Here is a 17,745-nt window from a genome sequence, read left to right on the forward strand (position 1 = left end):
CCTGCACATGACGTGTCCGGTACGCAGAACGGCCTTCCCGCTGTCACCTCGGCCGCCGATCAACGAACGGCCGGATTCACTCGTAAGGGTTCACGAGGTGGCGTCTGTCTCTCGCACCAGCTCCACGGCCCTGCCCAAGGTGTCGAGCCGGGCCTGCAGCGTCTGCCCGGCCGGGTACAGGCGCACGGTGTCCACCCCGGCGGCGCGCCATACCCGGAGTCGGTCGCGCACCATGGCTTCGGTGCCGATCAGCGTCGTGGCGAGGACCATCTCGTCCGTCACCAGCGCCGCCGCGCCGTCCCGGTCGCCGGCCTGCCACCGCTCGCGTACCTCGGCGGCGACCTCGGCCCAGCCCTGACGGCTGTAGGCGTTGTTGTAGAAGTTGGTGGACGCCGATCCCATACCGCCCAGGCTGAAGGCCAGTTCCCTCTTGCGCCGGTCGGTCATCGCCGCGAGGGCCTCCTCGTCGGGCGCGAAGGCGACCTCGGCGCCCTGGCAGACGTCCAGGTCGCCGCGGGTGCGGCCGCTGCGGGCGAGGCCGTCGTCGAGGTGCGTGAAGTAGGCGTCGTCCGCCCCCTCGGGTACGAAGCTGGTGCCCAGCCAGCCGTCGGCGACTTCCCCGGTGAGCCGCAGCATGGCCGGTGACAGGGCGGCCAGGTACAGGGGGACCGGGTGCTCGGCCCGCATCGACAGCCGCATGGGGACCGCTTCGCCGCCGGGCAGGGGGATGGTGAACTCCGATCCCGAGTAGGAGAGTTTGCCGCCGTCCAGCAGCCGCTGGACGATCTCCACGGTTTCCCGCATGCGGCGCAGCGGCCGTGCGAACGGCACCCCGTGCAGTCCCTCCATGACCTGCGGACCGGACGCTCCCAGGCCCAGCAGGAAGCGTCCGCCGGAGAGATTGGACAGCGTGATGGCGGTCTGTGCGACGGCGGCCGGGGTGCGGGTGCCCAGCTGCATGACGCCGGACCCCAGCAGCATCCGGTCGGTGAGCGCGGCGTAGTGGCCGAGCGCGGAGGGGGCGTCGGAGCCCCAGGCCTCGGCGACCCAGCAGATGTCCAGTCCCAGCTTCTCCGCCTCGACGACGAAGTCGGCCTGCTCGGCCCAGTTCTCGCCGCCCGAGGCCTCGATGGTGGTGGCCGTACGCATCACGCCTCCGACCGCTTCTTGATGTGCTCGAGGGTCTTGGTCATGCTCCGCTCGAACTCGCGCAGCCGTACGAACACGATCTTCTGCTCCTTGTCCGGCATCCGGTCGATAGCGACCGACAGCCCTGAGCGTCCCGGGCCCAGCTGCATCCACTGCGACAGTTCCGTTCCGCCGTTCTCGGGCCGGAGGCGGAAGCGCCAGATCGCGGCGGGGGCGGCGGGGTCCTGGACCGCCCAGGCGAGGACTCGTCCGGGTTCGCACTCGATGACATGAGAGGTCGTGGACCACTCGCCGAACGCCTCGTGCCTGCTGTGTCCGACGAACCTGGCGCCCACGCCCGGTCCGTCCGCCCCGTCGAGCCACTCGACGGACTGGAGTTCCTCGCTCATGGCCGGCATCGAGGCGATGTCGCTGACCAGTGTCCACACCCGGTCCGGTGGCGCGTCGATCCAGGTACGCACCTCGACCGTGGGTTTGTCCGCGTAGCGCGCGCCCGTCCACTCCACGTCAACCGGCCTCCTCGCCGTCAGGATGTGCGTGATCAGAGTTGCTTCACAAGACTTACCTTGTCAAGACCGTGAAGTGAGCGGCTGGATCAGGCCGTACCGAACCGGCGTCGCACATCCGGCCGGCGTTTGAGCCGCTCGGGGTAGCCGGGTCCCATGAGCATCGACGTCTCCTGGGCTGCCAGCGGCCGTCGGCACACGGAGCACACCACCTCGGCCGTGGTGTCGTGGTCGCACGCATCGTGGTGGAACACCACCGGCACGCCCTCGTCACCGGCCAGCCATCGGTCGCCCCATCGGGACATCGTGGCCAGCACGGTGAACAGGTCGCGGCCCTTCTCCGTGAGGACGTAGTCGTAGCGTGGCGGTTCGGCCTCGTAGAGCCGCTTCTCCAGCACCCCTTCGTCCACGAGGCGGCGCAGCCGGTCGGTCAGGGTGTTGCGCGCGATGCCCAGCTCCTGCTGGAACTCGTCGAAGCGGCGGATGCCGTAGAAGGCCTCCCGCACGACGAGAGGTGTCCAGGGGTCGCCCAGCAGGTCGAGAGTGCGCGCGATGGAGCACGGCCAGTTGGCGAAGGAGGTCCGCTTCATGCTCCACGATGATAGTCAGTCTCACAATGAGACTCAGCAGATGGGGTCGAGGGGCAGTCCCATGAGCGTCAGGTCGAGCCACCGGCCGAACTTGGTGCCCACCTCCGGGACGGTGCCGACGAGGCGGAATCCGAATCGTTCGTGCAGCCGGATCGACGCGGTGTTCCCGGCCTCGATGCCGGCGATCATCATGTGGTGGCCGGCAGCACGTGCCGAGTCGATGAGGGCTGCCAGCAGTGCGGAGCCGATGCCGAGCCCGTGCCGGTCCTCGCGGACGTAGACGGAGTCCTCGACCGTGTGGCGGTATCCGTCCAGTTCGCGCCAGGGGCCGTAGACGGCGAACCCGGCCACCTCACCCCCCGTTTCGGCCACCAACGCAGACCCCCTCTCCAGGTGGACCGCGAGCCAGGCGACGCTCTCGGCAGCGGACTGCGGGGTCCGGGTCCACAGGGCCGTGGAGTGCTCGACCGCGTGATTGCGGATGGCTCGGACGGCGTCCACGTCGCCGGGACGCGCCGGGCGGACGGTGACGGTCGCGGAGCTTCTCTCGTATATTGGATTCATGCCCAACATAGTAGATCCCCTGGTGGGGCGGATCGCCGCCCGCGTCCGGACCGAGCGGGAGAGGCGGCGCTGGACCCTGGCCCAGCTCGCGGACGTCTCCGGTGTGTCGCCGGCCATGATCAGCCGCATCGAGCGGGGCGAGAGCAGCCCCACCGCCGTCGTCCTCGGCAAGCTGTCGGCCGCCTTCCAGCTCAGCATCGCCTCGCTGCTCGCCCTGGCCGAGGGGACGCCGGACGACGCGCAGGGCGTGACCGGCGTGCGTCGTCGGACCGACACGGCCGAATGGCAGGACCCCGGCACCGGTTACCGGCGCCGCCAGATCACCGGCCCGCACTTTCCGGCCGAGGTCGCCGAGATCCGCCTGCCCGCCGGGGCCGAGGTGCCGTATCCGGCAGCCGCCTTCGCCTTCGTCCGGCAGGTCGTCTGGGTCCTGGACGGGCATCTGACCTTCCACGACGGCGACACGGTCCACGAACTCGGCCCCGGCGACACCGTCGAACTCGGCGAGCCCACCGAGCGCGTCTTCGCCAACACCACCGACACGGAGTGCCGCTACGCGGTGATCCTCACCCGCGGCACGCAGCCATGACCCGTGCCTTCCCCGGACCGGCACGCGGCTCCTCGCCTCCATGGCCGGAACGGCGATCGCGAACAACTACGCCGTCCAGCCCGCGCTCACGGCCCGCGCCGCCGAACTGGACGTCGCGCTCTCCGTGACCCGCCTCGTACCCACCGCCGCGCTCGCCGGCTGCATGACCGGCTTCGCGCTGCTGCTTCCCCTCACCGATCACTTCGCCCCCAACCGCCCGGTCGCCGTCCAGCTCACCGCCCTGGCGCCGCCCTCGCCCTCGTCGCGTCGGCCTGCGGCCCCGTCGTTCTCCTGACCGCGTACCTGCTCATCGGGGCGGCCGCGAGTGTCGGGGCCGGACGCCGCGGAACCGGCGTCGCCACGCTGTCCGCCGGTATGTCGGCCGGCATCCTGCTCAGCCGCCTGGCGGGAGGAGCACACACCGGCATCGTGGGCCGGCGCCGCATGCTCCCGCCGTCGCAGCCCTCGCCCTGCTCGGCGCGATCACCGCGGCCGCCCGCCCGCCCCGGGAACGGCCGACCGCCGAACGGGGTTACGGGGCCGCTCTGCTGACTCTGCCTCCGTTGCCGCGCCGGTTTCCGGAACTGCGCCGCGCGGTGGCCGTCGGCGGCCTGTGGTGCTTCGCCATCAACATCATCTGCGTCGCCCTCGCCCTCGCGCTCGGTCTGCCCCAGCCGCCCTACTCCCTCGACCCGACCGGCATCGGCCGCTACAGCCTGGCCGGACTCCTCGGGCTTCGCCGCGCTCCCGCTCACCGGACGGCTCACCGACCGGTACAGCCCGGCCACGGTGATCACCGCCGTCATGCCGGCCGCGGCAGCCGAACCGCGCTGTCGGCCACCGGCCTGGGCACCCCGCCGGCCACCGCCCTCGGACTCGCCCTCGTCGACGCCGGCTGTCTCACCGCCCTTACCCCGCTCCGCTCCGGACGCGACCTGCCCAGCCCATGAACGGAGCCGAGGACCTTCCGGCGCCCGTGACGATCGCGGGGCGGGCGACGGCGTGCCGATCGCCGCGCGGGGGCGTAGCGTGCCCATAGGAGTGGGCCGGTGGGAACCGGCGCGCCGACCCGCGCTGCCCGGTCCGAGGCCCCTCCGCGTGACGTTGCAGGAGGCGCGGCTGCCAGGCTGGAGGCGCCATGTGACCAGTGCGGATGCCGGGGCGGCGGAGGCGGAGGCACTGGATGCCGCGTTCGCCGACGCCGTACGCCGGACGGGCGCGGCCATCGGCGGTCTGTACCTTCTCACCCTCGACGAGGAGCAGCTCTTCCTGGACGTGCTGTACGGGGCACCCGCCGAGTTCGCGGCGCCGTGGGTGAGGATTCCGGTGACCTCTCCGGCGCCGGTGGCCGACGCGGTGCGTGAGGATCGCATGGTGTGGGTGGCCACCCAGGAGGAGGCGGCCCGCCGCTATCCGCGCACCGCCCTGGCGCTGCCGTACCCGCTCGCGCTCGCCGCCGCACCGGTCAGCGGCGTCCGCCGGTGGGGAGCCCTGCTGCTGATGTGGCCGGCCAGCCGGCCGCCGTACATGACCGAGCGGGAGCGCGGGCACATCATGTCCGGCTGCGGACGCCTGGCCCGGCTGATCGAGGAGGCCGTCGCACACGGACGGTTCCCGGCCCCTCGTGACCTCCCGCGCACCCTCCCCGCGGAAGGGGGCCGCCAGGCCGCGGGTCCGCCGCTGGCCGCCGCCGACTTCATCGAGCGCCTGCCGGGCGGCAGTTGCGCGCTGGACCTGGAGGGACACTTCACCTACCTGAGCGCGGGCGCCTGCGAACTGCTGGGCCGCGACGCCGGCGAACTGCTGGGCACGCTGCCGTGGCAGTCCCTGCGCTGGCTGGACGACCCGACGTACGAGGACCGCTACCGCGCCGCGGTCATCAGCCGGGAGCCCGTCGTCTTCACGGCGTGCCGCCCGCCGGACCGCTGGCTGGACTTCCATCTGTATCCGGACGCCAGCGGCATCAGCGTCCGCATCATGCCCTGCGGTACGCAGCCCCCGCCCGCCCCGACGCACCCCCACTCGACGCACACCGCCGCACCGGCCCGCGCGGGCCGGCTCTACCAGTTGATGCACCTGGCCGCCGGGCTGACCGAGGTTGTCGGCGTCCAGGACGTCATCAACCTCGTCGCCGACCAGATCTTGACCGCCTTCGGCGCGCAGGGACTCGTCCTGTCGGCCGCCGACGCCGGGCGGCTGCGGATCACCGGATACCGCGGTTACGACGCCTCCACCATGGCACGCCTCGACGGCCTGCCTCTGGACACCGCCTTCACCCCGGCCGGGCAGGTCCTCAGCAGCGGCATCCCCGCCTTCTTCTCCCACTGCGAGGAGATGCGGCGCATCTATCCCGAGGCCTCGCTGATCAGCGGCAAAGAGGCCTGGGCCTTCCTGCCGCTGATCGTCTCGGGCAGGCCCGTCGGCTGCTGCATCCTGTCCTACGACCGGCCCCACGAGTTCACGGCCGAGGACCGCGCCGTCCTGACCTCGCTCGCGGGCCTCGTCGGCCAGGCCCTGGACCGCGCCCGCCTCTACGACACCAAACACGACCTCGCCCACAGCCTCCAGCAGGCGCTGCTCCCGCCGGCCCTTCCCGCCGTCCCCGGCCTGCGGACCGCCGCCCGCTATCTGCCCGCCACCCGGGGCATGGACATCGGCGGAGACTTCTACGACCTGATCAGGCTCGGTGACACCGCCGTGGCGGCCGTCATCGGCGACGTCCAGGGCCACGACGCGGCCGCGGCCGCTCTCATGGGCCAGGTCCGCACCGCCGTGCACGCCCACTCGACGCTCGGCGCCCCGGACCGGGTGCTGTCCGCGACCAACCGGCTCCTCACGGATCTCGGCGCCGACCTGTTCACCAGTTGCCTGTACGCCCACCTGGACTTCGCCGCAGGTAGCGTGACGCTGGCCAGCGCCGGTCACCCGCCACCGATCGTGCGCCTGCCCGACAGCGGCACACGGCCGCTGGACATGCCTCCCGGGCCCCTCCTCGGCATCGACGCGGACGCCGTCTTCCCCGTGACCGAGGTCCCCCTCGCCCCCGGGCTCATGCTCGCCTGCTACACCGACGGCCTCGTCGAAACACCGGGAGTCGACCTCGACGACTCCATCGCCGCCCTCACCCGCCAACTCGCCCAGGAGGACGGCCTCGACCTGGACGCGCTCATCGACACCCTGGTCGGGGCGACGGGCAGCCACCGGCAGCGCACCGACGACATCGCCCTGCTGGTCCTGCACTTCCTCGGGCGCCCGTGACGTCCGTTCGGCGCGCCCAGGGTGCTGGGCCCCGCCACGCATCGGCCGAGGCGTCTCAGGTCGACTCCCGCACCACCAGCCGGCACGGCACCGTGTGCACCCCGGGCATCGCGTCCGAGTCGATCGCCTCGAGCAGGCGCAGCGCCGCGATCCGCCCGATCTCGGTGAGGTTCATGTCGATCGTGGTGAGCGGAGGACGGCTCGCCAGCGCCATGGTGTCCCAGTTGTCGTAGCCGACGACGGCGATGTCACCGGGGACGGCCACCCCGCGTTCCCGCAGGGTGTCGGCCACACCCCGGGCGATCTGGTCGTTGCCGCAGAAGAACGCGTCCGTGTCCGGGGCCGTACGCAGCACCGCGTCGGCGGCACGGCGGCCCCACGCCTCGCTCCACTCGCCGAAGTGGACGCGGCCCGTCGACAGGCCGAGCGACGCGGCCTGAAGGTGTGCCACCGCGTGACGGGCGCGGTCGCGGGCGGCGGCGTGGTGCTCGGGGCCGGTGACATGGGCGATGCGGGTACGGCCGGTTGCCAGCAGGTGTTCCGTCGCCAGCCGGGCTCCGCCCTGGTCGTCGGAGACCACGGAGGTGTCCGCGGGGTCGGTGGAGGGGGAGAGGGCGTAGACCACCGGGATCGACTCCAGGCCGGTCACGCCGGCCAGGGGTGCACGCGCGTCGGTGCGGCGGCCGGTGACGATGATGCCGTCCACCCGGCGGTCCAGCAGGTTGCGCAGATGGTGCTGTTCGCGGATCGCGTCGCCCCGGGTGTCGCACAGGAGCACGGAGATCTTGCCGGCGCCGAGCGCGTCCTCGGCGCCGAGCAGCACGGGGGTGCTGAACCGGCCGATGCCGTCGGTCGTCACCAGGCCGACCGTCCAGCTGCGGCCGGTGTGCAGGCTCTGCGCCTGCTGGTTGGGACGGAAGCCGAGAGCCGCCACCGCGTCCAGCACCCGCTGCCGGGTCTCCGGACGCATCCGCCCCCCGCCGTTGAGCGCCTTGGACGCCGTGCCCACACTGACGCCCGCCAGCGCGGCGACATCGGTGAGCCGGGCGCGGCCGGTGGGCGGGGTGCCAGGAGCAGAGGTCACGAGCAAACCTTTTCCTAGACGATGTCGTCAGTCAACATCCTGGCAGCCGACGGCGCGCGGTGCCAGCCTGCGGGAGAAAGGCGGGCGTGCGGTACCGGTCTGCAGGCACAAGGAAAAAGTCGTGCCGCGCCTCTTGACCGTCGCACGCCGCCGCCCTCTACTCTCACGGTGAGAAAACGGTTTCTCAAATCTGCGATCCGGACGTCGGACGCCGCCGCCGTACGCCACCCATCCCCGGAGAGCCATGCCCAGCTCACACTCCGCCCTGCCGTCCCCGGGCCCCGTCCGTCTGGGACCGGACGCCCGTGCCGCGCTGCGCCCCGCCGTCGCCGGCATCGACGCGGGCTTCTGGCACACCCGCCGTGAGGTCAACGCCCGCACCTCCCTTCCGCAGGGACCCGGCCTGCTGGAGTCCGCGGGGAACCTGCACAACCTGCGGCTCGCGGCCGGGACGGCCGAGGGTGAGTTCCGCGGGGCGTACCCGTTCGTCGACACCGACGTGTACAAGTGGCTGGAGGCCGCCTCCTGGCAGCTCGCCCGCGGCCGGGAAGAGACTCTCGCGGCGCACGTCGACCGCATCGCCGGCCTCGTCGCCGCGGCCCAGCAGCCCGACGGCTACCTCAACACCTGGTTCCAGCTCCGGGAGAACGGCAAGCGCTACGAGGACCTGCGCTGGGGGCACGAGCTGTACTGCGCGGGGCATCTCATCCAGGCCGCCGTCGCCCACCACCGGACCACCGGCCGCACCGAACTCCTCAACGTGGCGGTGAAGTTCGCCGACCACATCGACTCCGTCTTCGGCCCGCCCGGCAGCGGCAGGCCCATCGACGGCATCGACGGCCACCCCGAGATCGAGACCGCCCTGGTCGAGCTGTACCGGGAGACCGGTGAGCGCCGCTACCTGGATCTCGCCGGCTACTTCGTCGACCGGCACGGGCACGGCCTGCTCGGTGGCGAGGCCTACTGCCAGGACCGCGTGCCGCTGCGCGAAGCCACCACCGTCGAGGGTCACGCCGTACGCCAGCTCTATCTGCTCGCGGCCGCCGCCGACCTGGCCACCGAGACCGGGGACACCGAACTGGGCGCCGCCGCCGAGCGGTTGTGGCACGCGATGACCACCACCAAGACGCACATCACCGGCGGACTCGGCGCCCACCACGACCGGGAGGACTTCGGCGACCCCTACGAGCTGCCCAACGAGCGTGCCTACTGCGAGACCTGCGCCGCGATCGCCTCCGTCCAGTGGAGCTGGCGCATGGCCCTGCTCACCGGCGAGGCCCGCTACTCCGACCTCGTCGAACGCACCCTCTACAACGGCTTCCTGGCCGGGGTGTCACTGGATGGGGAGCGCTGGCTGTACGTGAACCCGCTGCAGGTCCGCGACGGCCACACCGACCCCGGGGGCGACCAGTCGGCCCGTCGCACCCGCTGGTTCCGCTGCGCCTGCTGTCCGCCGAACGCCATGCGCCTGCTGGCCAGCTTGGAGCACTACCTCGCCACGAGCGACGAGGGCGGCCTGCAGATCCACCAGTACGTCAGCGGCCGGTACGCCGGCGGATCGTACACCGTCCGGGCCGAGACCGGCTATCCGTGGCACGGCTCGATCGCCCTGACCGTCGAGGAGAGCCCGGCCGGCCGTCCCTGGACGCTCTCCCTGCGCATCCCGCAGTGGTGCCAGGAGTTCCGGGTCCGGTGCGGGGAGCGGACGTACGACCAGGGCGACGCCCCGGTCACCGACGGCTGGCTGCGGCTGACGCGCGCCTGGGAGCCCGGCGACCGGGTCCTGCTGGAACTCGGCCTCGAACCCCGGCTCACCGCGGCGGACCCCCGCGTGGACGCCGTACGCGCCTCTCTGGCGATCGAGCGCGGACCGCTCGTGTACTGCGTGGAGCAGGCCGACCACCCCGGCGGCGGACTGGACGACATCGTCCTCGACCCCAGCCGTCCGCTCGCCGTGAAGCACCGCCCGGATCTCCTCGGCGGTGTCACCACGGTCGTGGCCGCCGGCCGGCGGCGGCACATCCCCGACGCGGGCTGGTGGCCGTACACCTCCGCCCCCGCCCCGCAGGGCGGCGAGCCCGTCGAACTCATGGCCGTCCCCTACTACGCCTGGGCCAACCGCGTGGACGGCAGCATGCGCGTCTGGCTGCCCACCTGCTGAACACCGCTCCCTCTCCACGACGCCCTACGACAACGAGGTCCTCCCGTGATACCCACCCGCCGCACTCTCGTCGCCGCGCTGGCCGCCGTCGGCACCCTCGCCTCGCTCACCGCCTGCGGAGGCGGCTCCGGTTCCTCGTCCTCCTCCGGCCGGGCCGGCGGGACGTACACCTTCTGGGACCCCTACCCCCAGTTCGACGCCTCCTCCGCGTGGGGCAGGCGCGTCAGTGCGTGCGGCACCCAGGCCGGGGTGAAGGTCAGGCGCACCGCGTACGACACCACGGACCTGGGCAACAAGGCCCTGCTGGCCGCCCAGCAGGGCAACGCGCCGGACGTGATGCTCGTCGACAACCCGGTGGTCTCCACGCTGGTGGAGGCGGGCATCCTGAACAAGACGAGCGACCTCGGCCTGGACACAAGGGCGGTCCAGAAGAACATCATCGGCGCGGGCACCATCGACGGCTCCGCGTACGGCGTCCCCGTCGGCGCCAACACCCTCGCCCTGTACTACAACAAGAAGGTCCTGTCCGCCGCGGGCGTCGACCCGGCCTCGGTCAAGGACTGGAACTCGCTCACCGCCGCGCTGAAGAAGGTCAGGGCGGCGGGGAAGAAGGGCATCACCTTCTCCGCGATCAACACCGAGGAGGGCAGCTTCCAGTTCCTGCCCTGGTTCTGGGGCGCCGGCGGTGACCTGACCAAGCTGAACTCGCCGAAGGGCGTCGCCGCGCTGACCCTGTGGAAGCAATGGGTGGACGCGGGATACGCGCCCAAGGACGTGCTGCAGAACACCCAGACCACCAGCTGGCAGGAGTTCGCCACGGGCACGTACGCGTTCGGCGAGAACGGCACCTGGCAGCTCGGCAACGCCGGGAAGGCCGGCTTCGACTACGGCATCCTCAACATCCCCGCGCAGAAGGGCGGTTCGGCGCCGGTGCCGACCGGCGGCGAGTTCGTCACCCTCCCCGTGCAGAAGGACACCGCTCGCTACGACGTCAGCAAGAAGATCGTCACCTGTCTCACCAGCGACGCGAACCTGCTGGCGACCGACACGACCCTGATGTACGTCGCCCCCACGGCGGCCGTACAGGCCCAGCAGGTCAAGCGGAACCCCAAGCTCAAGCCCTGGGTGGACGCGGTGTCCGCGGCCCGCGGCCGGACGAGCGACGGCCTGGGCACGAAGTACCCGACGATCTCCCAGCCGATGTGGACGGCCGTCCAGGCGGCGCTCTCGGGCGGCAAGAACCCGCAGGCCGCCATGGACACGGCGCAGGCCGCGGCCGCCAAGGGCTGATCCGGGGAGCTCACATGACCACCGCCCGCACAGACCGACCGCAACGGTCCCCGGCGGCACCCAGGACGCGCGCCGCCGACCCGCTGGTCCTGGGGCGCCGCCGACGGCGCAGGAGCCGGCTGACCGCCTTCGCCTTCGTCGCCCCGCTCGTCGCCTACCTCGCCGCCTTCTACCTCTACCCCCTCTACCGCAACCTCGACCTGAGCCTGCGCGACTACACCGTCCGCTCCTTCGTCACCGGTGACGCGCCCTTCTCCGGCTGGGACAACTTCCGGAAGGTGCTGGACGATCCGGCGTTCGGCCCGGCGATACGGCACACGATGGTCTTCACCTTCGTGTCGATCGCGTTCCAGTACGCCATCGGACTCGCCCTCGCGGTCTTCTTCGACCGGCGCTTCAGGCTGTCGGCCGTCCTGCGCGCGCTGTTCCTGGTCCCATGGCTGCTGCCGCTGATCGTGTCGGCGTCGACCTGGTCCTGGATGTTCAACAGCGAGTCCGGCGTGGTGAACTACTTCCTGCACTTCTTCGGCGTGGATCCCATCGGCTGGCTCACCTCCCCCGACTGGGCCCTGACCTCGGTCGTCGTCGCCAACATCTGGATCGGCATCCCGTTCAACCTGGTCATCCTCCACAGCGGACTGCAGAACATCCCGGCCGAGCTGTACGAGGCGGCCTCCCTGGACGGCGCGAGCGCCTGGCAGCAGTTCCGGCGCATCACCTTCCCGCTGCTGCGCCCGGTGTCGGCGATCACCCTGCTCCTCGGTCTCGTGTACACCCTCAAGGTCTTCGACCTGATCTGGATCATGACCAAGGGCGGCCCCGGCGACGCCTCCGCCACCCTGGCGACCTGGTCCTACCAACTGGGCTTCGGGACGCTGCTGCCCCGGTTCGGACCGGGTGCCGCGGTCGGCGACATCCTCATCCTGATCGCCCTCGTCTTCGGGCTGCTGTACGTCCGTGTCCAGAGGAGGCAGGAAGCGTGAAGTCCCGTACCGGCTCCCGGGGTTGCACCGCCGTCGCGCTCCTGCTCACCGCGCTGATGCTGTTCCCGGTGTACTGGATGCTCAACGTGTCCCTCACACCGCAGCAGGACATGCGCAGGAACCCGCCCGACCTGTTCCCGCTGCACCCCACGTTCGAGGGCTACAAGGCCGTCCTCGACGACCAGCTGCCCTACCTCGGCACCAGCCTGCTCATCGGCCTCGGCACGGTCGCCCTCACGCTGCTCCTCGCCGCCCCCGCCGGCTACTCCCTGGCCAAGCTGCGCCCACGCGGCGGTGGCGCACTCGGACTGGCCCTGCTGATCGCGCAGATGGTCCCAGGCATCGTCATGGCGATGGGGTTCTACGGCATCTTCCTGGACCTCGGTCTGCTCAACTCCTGGTGGGGTCTGATCGTCGCCGACTCCACCATCGCCGTGCCCTTCGGCGTGATGATCTTCACGGCGTTCATGTCCGGCGTCCCCGGTGAACTCCTCGCCGCGGCCCGGGTGGACGGCGCGGGAAGCTTCCGCGTCTTCTGGTCCGTCGTGCTGCCGGTCAGCCGCAACGCCGTCGTCACCGTCTCGCTCTTCAGCTTCCTGTGGGCCTGGTCCGACTTCGTCTTCGCCAACACCCTCGACGGCGGCGGCGACATGAGGCCGATCACCCTCGGCATCTACAAGTACATCGGCAACAACAACCAGGAGTGGAACGCGATCATGGCCACCGCCGTGGTCGCGTCCGTCCCCGCAGCCGTTCTGCTGGTCCTCGCGCAGCGCTATGTGGCCGCGGGTGTGACCGCGGGCGCGGTCAAGGACTGAGCAGCAGCAGGGCCGTCCCCCATTCCCTCCATGAGGAGAAACCACCCCATGAGCCGCACACCTACCGCGGGACCAAGACGCCGCGCCCGTCTGGCGGCCGCCCTCGGCACGGCCGCGCTCGCCGTCACCGGTCTCGCCACCGCCACCCCCGCCCGAGCGGTGCCCACGTCCGCCACCACCCTGGTGGTCGACGCGGCCCAGACCCTCCGGCCGGTCACCCATGTCGCCACGGGCAGCCTGTACGGCCTGGCCGACGCGAGCACCCCCGCCGACAGCCTCGTCACCCCGCTCAGGCCGCACACCTTCGTACAGATGGCTCCGGGCGGCTCCCAACTGCCCAACGGCGAGCCCAAGCCCGCCGGGGACGCACTGGCCGTGGCGCCCAAGGCGGCCAGGGCCGGCGCCGACGTCGTCGTCCGCATGCCGGACTGGTACCCGAACTTCCCGTACAAGTGGGTTAGTTGGGCCGACTGGTTGTCCGCCGTCGACAAGCAGGTCGCGTCGGTGCAGTCCTCGGGAGCCACCGACATCGCCGCGTACGAGCTGTGGAACGAGCCCGACTGGACCTGGGACACCACCGACGCGGGCGCCTTCGACGCCGGCTGGGCGCGCACGTACAAGGAAGTCCGCTCCAAGGACACCAGGACCCCGGTCCAAGGCCCGAGTTACTCGGCCTGGAACCAGTCCTGGATGAGCACCTTCCTCACCGACGCCAAGGCCTCCGGCACCGTGCCCGACATCATCTCCTGGCACGAGCTGCAAGGCGCCAAGGACATCGCCGCACATGTCTCGGCGTACCGCGTGCTGGAGAGGAGCCTCGGCATCAGCCCCCGCCCGATCGCCGTCGAGGAGTACGGCACGCCCGGCGAGGTCGGCGTGCCCGGGGCGCTGATCGGCTACGTCGCCAAGTTCGAGCGCGCCGGAGTCCACGACGCCGAACTGGCCTTCTGGAACCACTACGGCACCCTCGGCGACACCCTCACCGACACCGGCGGGTCACCGAACGGCTCGTACTGGATGTACAAGTGGTACGGCGACATGTCCGGGACCATGCTGGTCACCACGCCTCCGGCACAGACGGGCATCGACGGCGTCGCCTCCCTGAACGGCTCCGGTGACCGGATCAGCGTCATCGCCGGCGGCTGCACCGGTTCCTGCGCGGTGACGATCGACGGCCTGAACTCCCTGTCGGCGTTCGGCGGCACGGTCCACGTGAAGCTGGAGTACACGCCCTCCAAGGGCCGTACGACGGCGGTGTCCGGCCCGATCACCGTCTCCGACACCGACTACACCGTCTCAGGCGGCTCGATCACCGTCCCGGTGACCATGAACGCCACCGACGGCTACCACATCGTCGTCACCCCCGGCGGCACCTCCACCTCGTCGGCCGGGCGCTACCAGATCACCAACAGGAACAGCGGTCTGGCCCTGGACACCCAGAACGCGGGCACCGCGCAGGGTACGCCCGTCGTCCAGGCCACCTCGACCGGTGGCACCGACCAGAACTGGACCCTGGTGGCCGCGGGCTCGGGCCTCTACAAGATCGTGAACCAGAAGTCCGGTCTGGCCCTCGGCATCCAGAACATGAGCACGGCCGACGGCGGCACGGCCCTGATCTGGGGCGACAACGGGACCGCCGACCACCTGTGGCAGCTCATCCCGTCCGGTGACGGCTCCTACAAGATCGCCAACTACAACAGCGGGCTGCTGCTCGGCGTCGACGGCATGAGCACCTCCTCCGGCGCCCGGGTCCTCCAGTGGGACGACAACGGCACCTCCGACCACCTGTGGAAGCTGACCCCGCGCTGAGGCCGCTCCTTCAAGGACGAGTACGCCCCCGGATGTCGGCCGGGGGCGTACTTCACATGGTCGTGGCGGGACCGGTGATGTTCGCGGCGGGGCCGGGCGGCAGATGGACCGTCATGATCAGGTGGCAGGTCTCGCTACCTGCGCCGCGGTAGGTGTGCGTGGTGTCGCCGTCGAACGTGGCGGTCTGGCCGGCCGCGACGGTGTGTTCCGCGCCGTCGACGATCAGGGTCATGCGGCCCGAGGTCACGCTGACGGTCTCCACGACGCCGGCCTGGTGGGGGTGGCTGGGGTACTCCTCGCCCGGTTCCAGCCGCCAGCGCCAGACCTCGACCGGGGCGGGGCCGGAGGTCGTCAGCATCAGGCGCGCCTCGCCGCCGCGTTCTCCGGTCCACAAGGGGGCGACGTCGTCGCCGGCCACGACCCGGACGCGGCCCTCCGGTGGCCCCTGCACCAGCGCGGACACCGAGATGCCGAGGGTGTCGGCCAGCCGGACCAGGGTGGCCAGGTTGGGGTTGCCCTGTGCCTTCTCCAGCCCCACGAGAGCACCCTTGCTGACCTGGGCGCGCCGGCTGAGCTCGTCCAGGGACAGTCCGGCGCGGATGCGGGCCGCCCGGACGTTGTGCGCGACCGACCGCAGGGTGGCGGCTGTCTCGGCCACCTGATCACCGTCCTTAACTCTGCCTTGAGTACTGGAATGTACTGCACGGTCGTTTGATTGACACGCGGCGGTCGGTCCGTTGTACCGTGTGGTCGTTCCGCTAACCGTAAGGGATGTGCTGTGATCGCTCTGCTGCTGGCCCTGGGCAGCTCACTCGCGTACGGATGCGCCGACTTCCTCGGCGGCCTCGGCGCCCGCAAGGCCCATGTGCTGCGGACCGTGCTGGTCGCCGCCCCGGCCAGTCTCGCGGTCGAGCTGCTGCTGTGGCCGGTGCTCGGGGCCTCGTTCGGTTCCGGTGCCCTCGCCTGGGGCGCCGCGTCCGGGGTCGCCTCGGCTGCCGCATTCGCCCTGCTCTACCGCACCCTGGCGATCGGTCCGATGAACGTCCTGTCGCCGGTGACCGCGCTGGTCTCCGCCGCGCTGCCGGTCGCCGCCGGCCTGCTGCAGGGTGAGAGGCTGGGGGCCGCCGGACTCGTGGGGCTGCCGCTGGCACTGCTCGCTGTGGTGCTGGTCAGCGCCGGACACGGCGCCGGTGCGGCCCGTCCCTCCCGTGCGGCGCTGCTGCTGGCCTTCGGTGCGGGCGCCGCCATCGCCCTCCAGCTGATCTTCCTGCACCAGGCGCCCTCGGACAGCGGGGTGGCCCCGCTGATCACCGGCCGGGCCGTCTCGTCGGCGGTCACGCTGGCCGCGGCCGGGCTGCTGCGCCGCAGGCTGGGCCCGGAACGACCGGCGTACGCGATGTCCGCGGCGGCCGGCGTGCTGGACTCGGTGGCGAACCTGCTGTTCCTGCTCGCCGCCCGCAGCGGGGACCTGACCGTCGTCGCCGTGATCACCGCCCTCTACCCGGCCGGCACGGTCCTGCTCGCCCGCGGCGTACTCGCCGAACGCATCCACCGCGGCCAGCTCGTGGGCCTGGGCACCGCCGCCGTCGCCGTCAGCCTTCTGGCCCTGACCTGAGCAGGCCCGCACCACCGAGGAGAAGAGGATGCTCGTTCACCCCTGGGACGCCGGCCTGGACGAAGCCGAATGGCAGACCTGGATCGCCGGCGGCCACGACTTCGGACAGCTCAGCGTCAACGGCCTGCCGGGCCACGCCCATGGTCGTCCCCACCCACTTCTCCCTCGACGACAACCACCTCCTGGTACACTTGGCCAAACCCATCCCGGCATCCCGCCCACCGACGGCGTGCCCACCAGTTACTACGCGGCCGTCCGGTTCACCTGCCGCGCCGAGATCGTCGACGATCCCGAGGCCAAGGCGGAGCCGCTGTGCCGCCGGCTCGCCCACTTCCAGCCCGGTGGCGACCACGCCCGCGTCGCCGCGGACCGGCCGCCGTACGGCCGGATGCTGTCCGCCATCCGCGGCCTGTGCCTGGAAGTCACCGACGTGCAGGCCAAGTTCAAGTACGACGACCACAAACCGGTCGAGCACCGCGCCGGCGTCGCCGACCGCCTCACCGAGCGTGGCGAGGGCCTGGACGTACCCACCGCAGGCCGGCAGCTGCGCCGCCTGGGTCGTATCGGCCCCTGGAAGCCCTGAACCGGCCCCCACACACACAGGAAACGGAACCTCCGCCCATGCCCGCCTTCCGCATCGCCCCCGCCGTGGCCGGCGCCTTCCCCGGCACCCTCATCGCCCTGGTCACCGCCACCGGCCTGCGCGGCCGTGAGCCCTGGCCGCACACCGCCACCACCCTGGCGGAACTGGAACGGCAGCTCGCCGAGGGCACCTGGCACCCGGCCGACGAGACCGACCCGCGCATCGACGCCTGGCACACCGCCTACCGCTCCTTCGGAACCAACCCCCGCCGCATCCGCCCCAGCGTCGACGCGCTCGGCCGCCGCATGGCGAAGAAGGGGAGCCTGCCGCGCATCAACCCGGCCGTCGACTCCTACAACGCGGTCTCCGTCCGTCACGGCCTGCCGGCCGGCGCCTTCGACCTGGACCGGGTCACCGGCGACGTGGACATCCGCTACGCGGACGGCACGGAGTCCTTCACCCCGCTCGGCGAACCCGACACCGTCGAGAACCCCAAGCCGGGCGAGGTCATCTACGCGGACACCACCGGCGTCCTCACCCGCCACTGGAACCACCGCGACGCCCACCGCACCCGCGTCACCGAGGACTCCACCCACGTCGCCTTCCTCCTCGAGACCCTCCGCGCGGACCGGGACGGCGACCTCCTCAAGGTCGCCGCCGACGAGTTGCAGAGCCTGCTCGCCCCGCACGCCGACCGGACCGCCGTACACCACCTCAGCCCGGCCCAACCCCTCGCCATGGCCTAG

18 protein-coding genes are annotated in these 17,745 nt (G+C 71.6%); 12 read left to right on the forward strand and 6 right to left on the reverse strand.

Annotated elements, in window-relative coordinates:
• Nucleotides 1-90: 90 nt before the first annotated feature.
• The 4 genes from FB563_RS39195 to FB563_RS39210 all read right to left on the reverse strand — a co-directional run bounded on the left by FB563_RS39195 (nucleotide 91) and on the right by FB563_RS39210 (nucleotide 2,809).
• Complete coding sequence (locus tag FB563_RS39195; RefSeq protein WP_055709637.1) at nucleotides 91-1,149, reverse strand: LLM class flavin-dependent oxidoreductase; 1,059 nt, start codon at nucleotides 1,147-1,149, stop codon at nucleotides 91-93.
• Nucleotides 1,149-1,655 (reverse strand): SRPBCC family protein, encoded by a 507-nt coding sequence (locus tag FB563_RS39200; protein ID WP_055709636.1) that lies wholly within the window; start codon nucleotides 1,653-1,655, stop codon nucleotides 1,149-1,151. Before FB563_RS39200 ends, FB563_RS39195 begins: the two co-directional genes overlap by 1 nt.
• A gap of 89 nt (nucleotides 1,656-1,744) precedes the next feature.
• Nucleotides 1,745-2,245, reverse strand: a complete 501-nt coding sequence (locus FB563_RS39205) for a winged helix-turn-helix transcriptional regulator (RefSeq protein WP_055709635.1) — start codon at nucleotides 2,243-2,245, stop codon at nucleotides 1,745-1,747.
• A 33-nt stretch (nucleotides 2,246-2,278) separates the two neighbouring features.
• On the reverse strand, nucleotides 2,279-2,809 hold the full coding sequence (locus FB563_RS39210; RefSeq protein ID WP_055709634.1) for a GNAT family N-acetyltransferase: 531 nt from the start codon (nucleotides 2,807-2,809) through the stop codon (nucleotides 2,279-2,281).
• Here FB563_RS39210 and FB563_RS39215 point away from each other — a divergent pair.
• The 4 genes from FB563_RS39215 (at nucleotide 2,808) to FB563_RS39225 (ending at nucleotide 6,656) form a co-directional block, all read left to right on the forward strand.
• Complete coding sequence (locus FB563_RS39215) at nucleotides 2,808-3,398, forward strand: helix-turn-helix domain-containing protein (protein WP_055709633.1); 591 nt, start codon at nucleotides 2,808-2,810, stop codon at nucleotides 3,396-3,398. The genes FB563_RS39210 and FB563_RS39215 overlap by 2 nt on opposite strands.
• Nucleotides 3,399-3,438: 40 nt before the next feature.
• Nucleotides 3,439-3,693, forward strand: a complete 255-nt coding sequence (locus FB563_RS43630; RefSeq protein WP_055709632.1) for a hypothetical protein — start codon at nucleotides 3,439-3,441, stop codon at nucleotides 3,691-3,693.
• 268 nt (nucleotides 3,694-3,961) lie between these two features.
• On the forward strand, nucleotides 3,962-4,348 hold the full coding sequence (locus FB563_RS43635; RefSeq protein ID WP_199832997.1) for a hypothetical protein: 387 nt from the start codon (nucleotides 3,962-3,964) through the stop codon (nucleotides 4,346-4,348).
• Between the two features lie 190 nt (nucleotides 4,349-4,538).
• Complete coding sequence (locus tag FB563_RS39225) at nucleotides 4,539-6,656, forward strand: SpoIIE family protein phosphatase (RefSeq protein WP_142219228.1); 2,118 nt, start codon at nucleotides 4,539-4,541, stop codon at nucleotides 6,654-6,656.
• A gap of 55 nt (nucleotides 6,657-6,711) precedes the next feature.
• Here the strand turns inward: FB563_RS39225 and FB563_RS39230 are convergent, their stop codons facing one another.
• Nucleotides 6,712-7,740, reverse strand: coding sequence for a LacI family DNA-binding transcriptional regulator (locus tag FB563_RS39230; protein ID WP_055710189.1), 1,029 nt, complete (start codon nucleotides 7,738-7,740; stop codon nucleotides 6,712-6,714).
• 244 nt (nucleotides 7,741-7,984) lie between these two features.
• Here FB563_RS39230 and FB563_RS39235 point away from each other — a divergent pair, with 244 nt between their 5' ends.
• The 5 genes from FB563_RS39235 to FB563_RS39255 are packed head-to-tail and all read left to right on the forward strand — an operon-like array spanning nucleotide 7,985 to nucleotide 14,801.
• Nucleotides 7,985-9,901, forward strand: a complete 1,917-nt coding sequence (locus FB563_RS39235; protein ID WP_055710174.1) for a glycoside hydrolase family 127 protein — start codon at nucleotides 7,985-7,987, stop codon at nucleotides 9,899-9,901.
• Nucleotides 9,902-9,946: 45 nt separating this feature from the next.
• Nucleotides 9,947-11,191: a sugar ABC transporter substrate-binding protein gene (locus tag FB563_RS39240; RefSeq protein ID WP_055710175.1), complete on the forward strand. Its 1,245-nt coding sequence runs from the start codon at nucleotides 9,947-9,949 to the stop codon at nucleotides 11,189-11,191.
• A 14-nt stretch (nucleotides 11,192-11,205) separates the two neighbouring features.
• On the forward strand, nucleotides 11,206-12,174 hold the full coding sequence (locus tag FB563_RS39245) for a carbohydrate ABC transporter permease (RefSeq protein WP_055710176.1): 969 nt from the start codon (nucleotides 11,206-11,208) through the stop codon (nucleotides 12,172-12,174).
• On the forward strand, nucleotides 12,171-12,992 hold the full coding sequence (locus FB563_RS39250) for a carbohydrate ABC transporter permease (RefSeq protein ID WP_055710177.1): 822 nt from the start codon (nucleotides 12,171-12,173) through the stop codon (nucleotides 12,990-12,992). The genes FB563_RS39245 and FB563_RS39250 overlap by 4 nt, the downstream gene beginning before the upstream one ends.
• 48 nt (nucleotides 12,993-13,040) lie before the next feature.
• Nucleotides 13,041-14,801 (forward strand): RICIN domain-containing protein, encoded by a 1,761-nt coding sequence (locus tag FB563_RS39255; protein ID WP_079049113.1) that lies wholly within the window; start codon nucleotides 13,041-13,043, stop codon nucleotides 14,799-14,801.
• Nucleotides 14,802-14,853: 52 nt separating this feature from the next.
• On the opposite strand, the gene FB563_RS39260 is transcribed toward FB563_RS39255, so the two are convergent.
• Nucleotides 14,854-15,459 (reverse strand): helix-turn-helix domain-containing protein, encoded by a 606-nt coding sequence (locus FB563_RS39260; RefSeq protein WP_055710179.1) that lies wholly within the window; start codon nucleotides 15,457-15,459, stop codon nucleotides 14,854-14,856.
• Nucleotides 15,460-15,579: 120 nt separating this feature from the next.
• Here FB563_RS39260 and FB563_RS39265 point away from each other — a divergent pair, with 120 nt between their 5' ends.
• Genes FB563_RS39265 through FB563_RS39275 form a run of 3 tightly spaced genes read left to right on the forward strand, consistent with a single transcriptional unit; the run spans nucleotide 15,580 to nucleotide 17,745 of the window.
• Nucleotides 15,580-16,416, forward strand: a complete 837-nt coding sequence (locus FB563_RS39265; RefSeq protein ID WP_055710180.1) for an EamA family transporter — start codon at nucleotides 15,580-15,582, stop codon at nucleotides 16,414-16,416.
• 28 nt (nucleotides 16,417-16,444) lie between these two features.
• On the forward strand, nucleotides 16,445-16,999 hold the full coding sequence (locus FB563_RS39270; RefSeq protein ID WP_199833033.1) for an FMN-binding negative transcriptional regulator: 555 nt from the start codon (nucleotides 16,445-16,447) through the stop codon (nucleotides 16,997-16,999).
• A gap of 38 nt (nucleotides 17,000-17,037) precedes the next feature.
• Nucleotides 17,038-17,745, forward strand: a complete 708-nt coding sequence (locus FB563_RS39275) for a B3/B4 domain-containing protein (RefSeq protein WP_055710181.1) — start codon at nucleotides 17,038-17,040, stop codon at nucleotides 17,743-17,745.

The organism is Streptomyces puniciscabiei, from assembly GCF_006715785.1.
Classification (GTDB): Bacteria; Actinomycetota; Actinomycetes; order Streptomycetales; family Streptomycetaceae; genus Streptomyces; species Streptomyces puniciscabiei.

What these genes read in the sequence shown, in the direction of transcription:
- FB563_RS39270 (WP_199833033.1), top strand. Translation starts at nt 16,445, where the DNA reads ATGCTCGTTCACCCCTGGGACGCCGGCCTGGACGAAGCCGAATGGCAG.
- FB563_RS39255 (WP_079049113.1), top strand. Translation starts at nt 13,041, where the DNA reads ATGAGCCGCACACCTACCGCGGGACCAAGACGCCGCGCCCGTCTGGCG.
- FB563_RS43630 (WP_055709632.1), top strand. Translation starts at nt 3,439, where the DNA reads ATGGCCGGAACGGCGATCGCGAACAACTACGCCGTCCAGCCCGCGCTC.
- FB563_RS39245 (WP_055710176.1), top strand. Translation starts at nt 11,206, where the DNA reads ATGACCACCGCCCGCACAGACCGACCGCAACGGTCCCCGGCGGCACCC.
- FB563_RS39275 (WP_055710181.1), top strand. Translation starts at nt 17,038, where the DNA reads ATGCCCGCCTTCCGCATCGCCCCCGCCGTGGCCGGCGCCTTCCCCGGC.
- FB563_RS39210 (WP_055709634.1), bottom strand. Translation starts at nt 2,809, where the DNA reads ATGAATCCAATATACGAGAGAAGCTCCGCGACCGTCACCGTCCGCCCG.
- FB563_RS39215 (WP_055709633.1), top strand. Translation starts at nt 2,808, where the DNA reads ATGCCCAACATAGTAGATCCCCTGGTGGGGCGGATCGCCGCCCGCGTC.
- FB563_RS39205 (WP_055709635.1), bottom strand. Translation starts at nt 2,245, where the DNA reads ATGAAGCGGACCTCCTTCGCCAACTGGCCGTGCTCCATCGCGCGCACT.
- FB563_RS39195 (WP_055709637.1), bottom strand. Translation starts at nt 1,149, where the DNA reads ATGCGTACGGCCACCACCATCGAGGCCTCGGGCGGCGAGAACTGGGCC.
- FB563_RS39235 (WP_055710174.1), top strand. Translation starts at nt 7,985, where the DNA reads ATGCCCAGCTCACACTCCGCCCTGCCGTCCCCGGGCCCCGTCCGTCTG.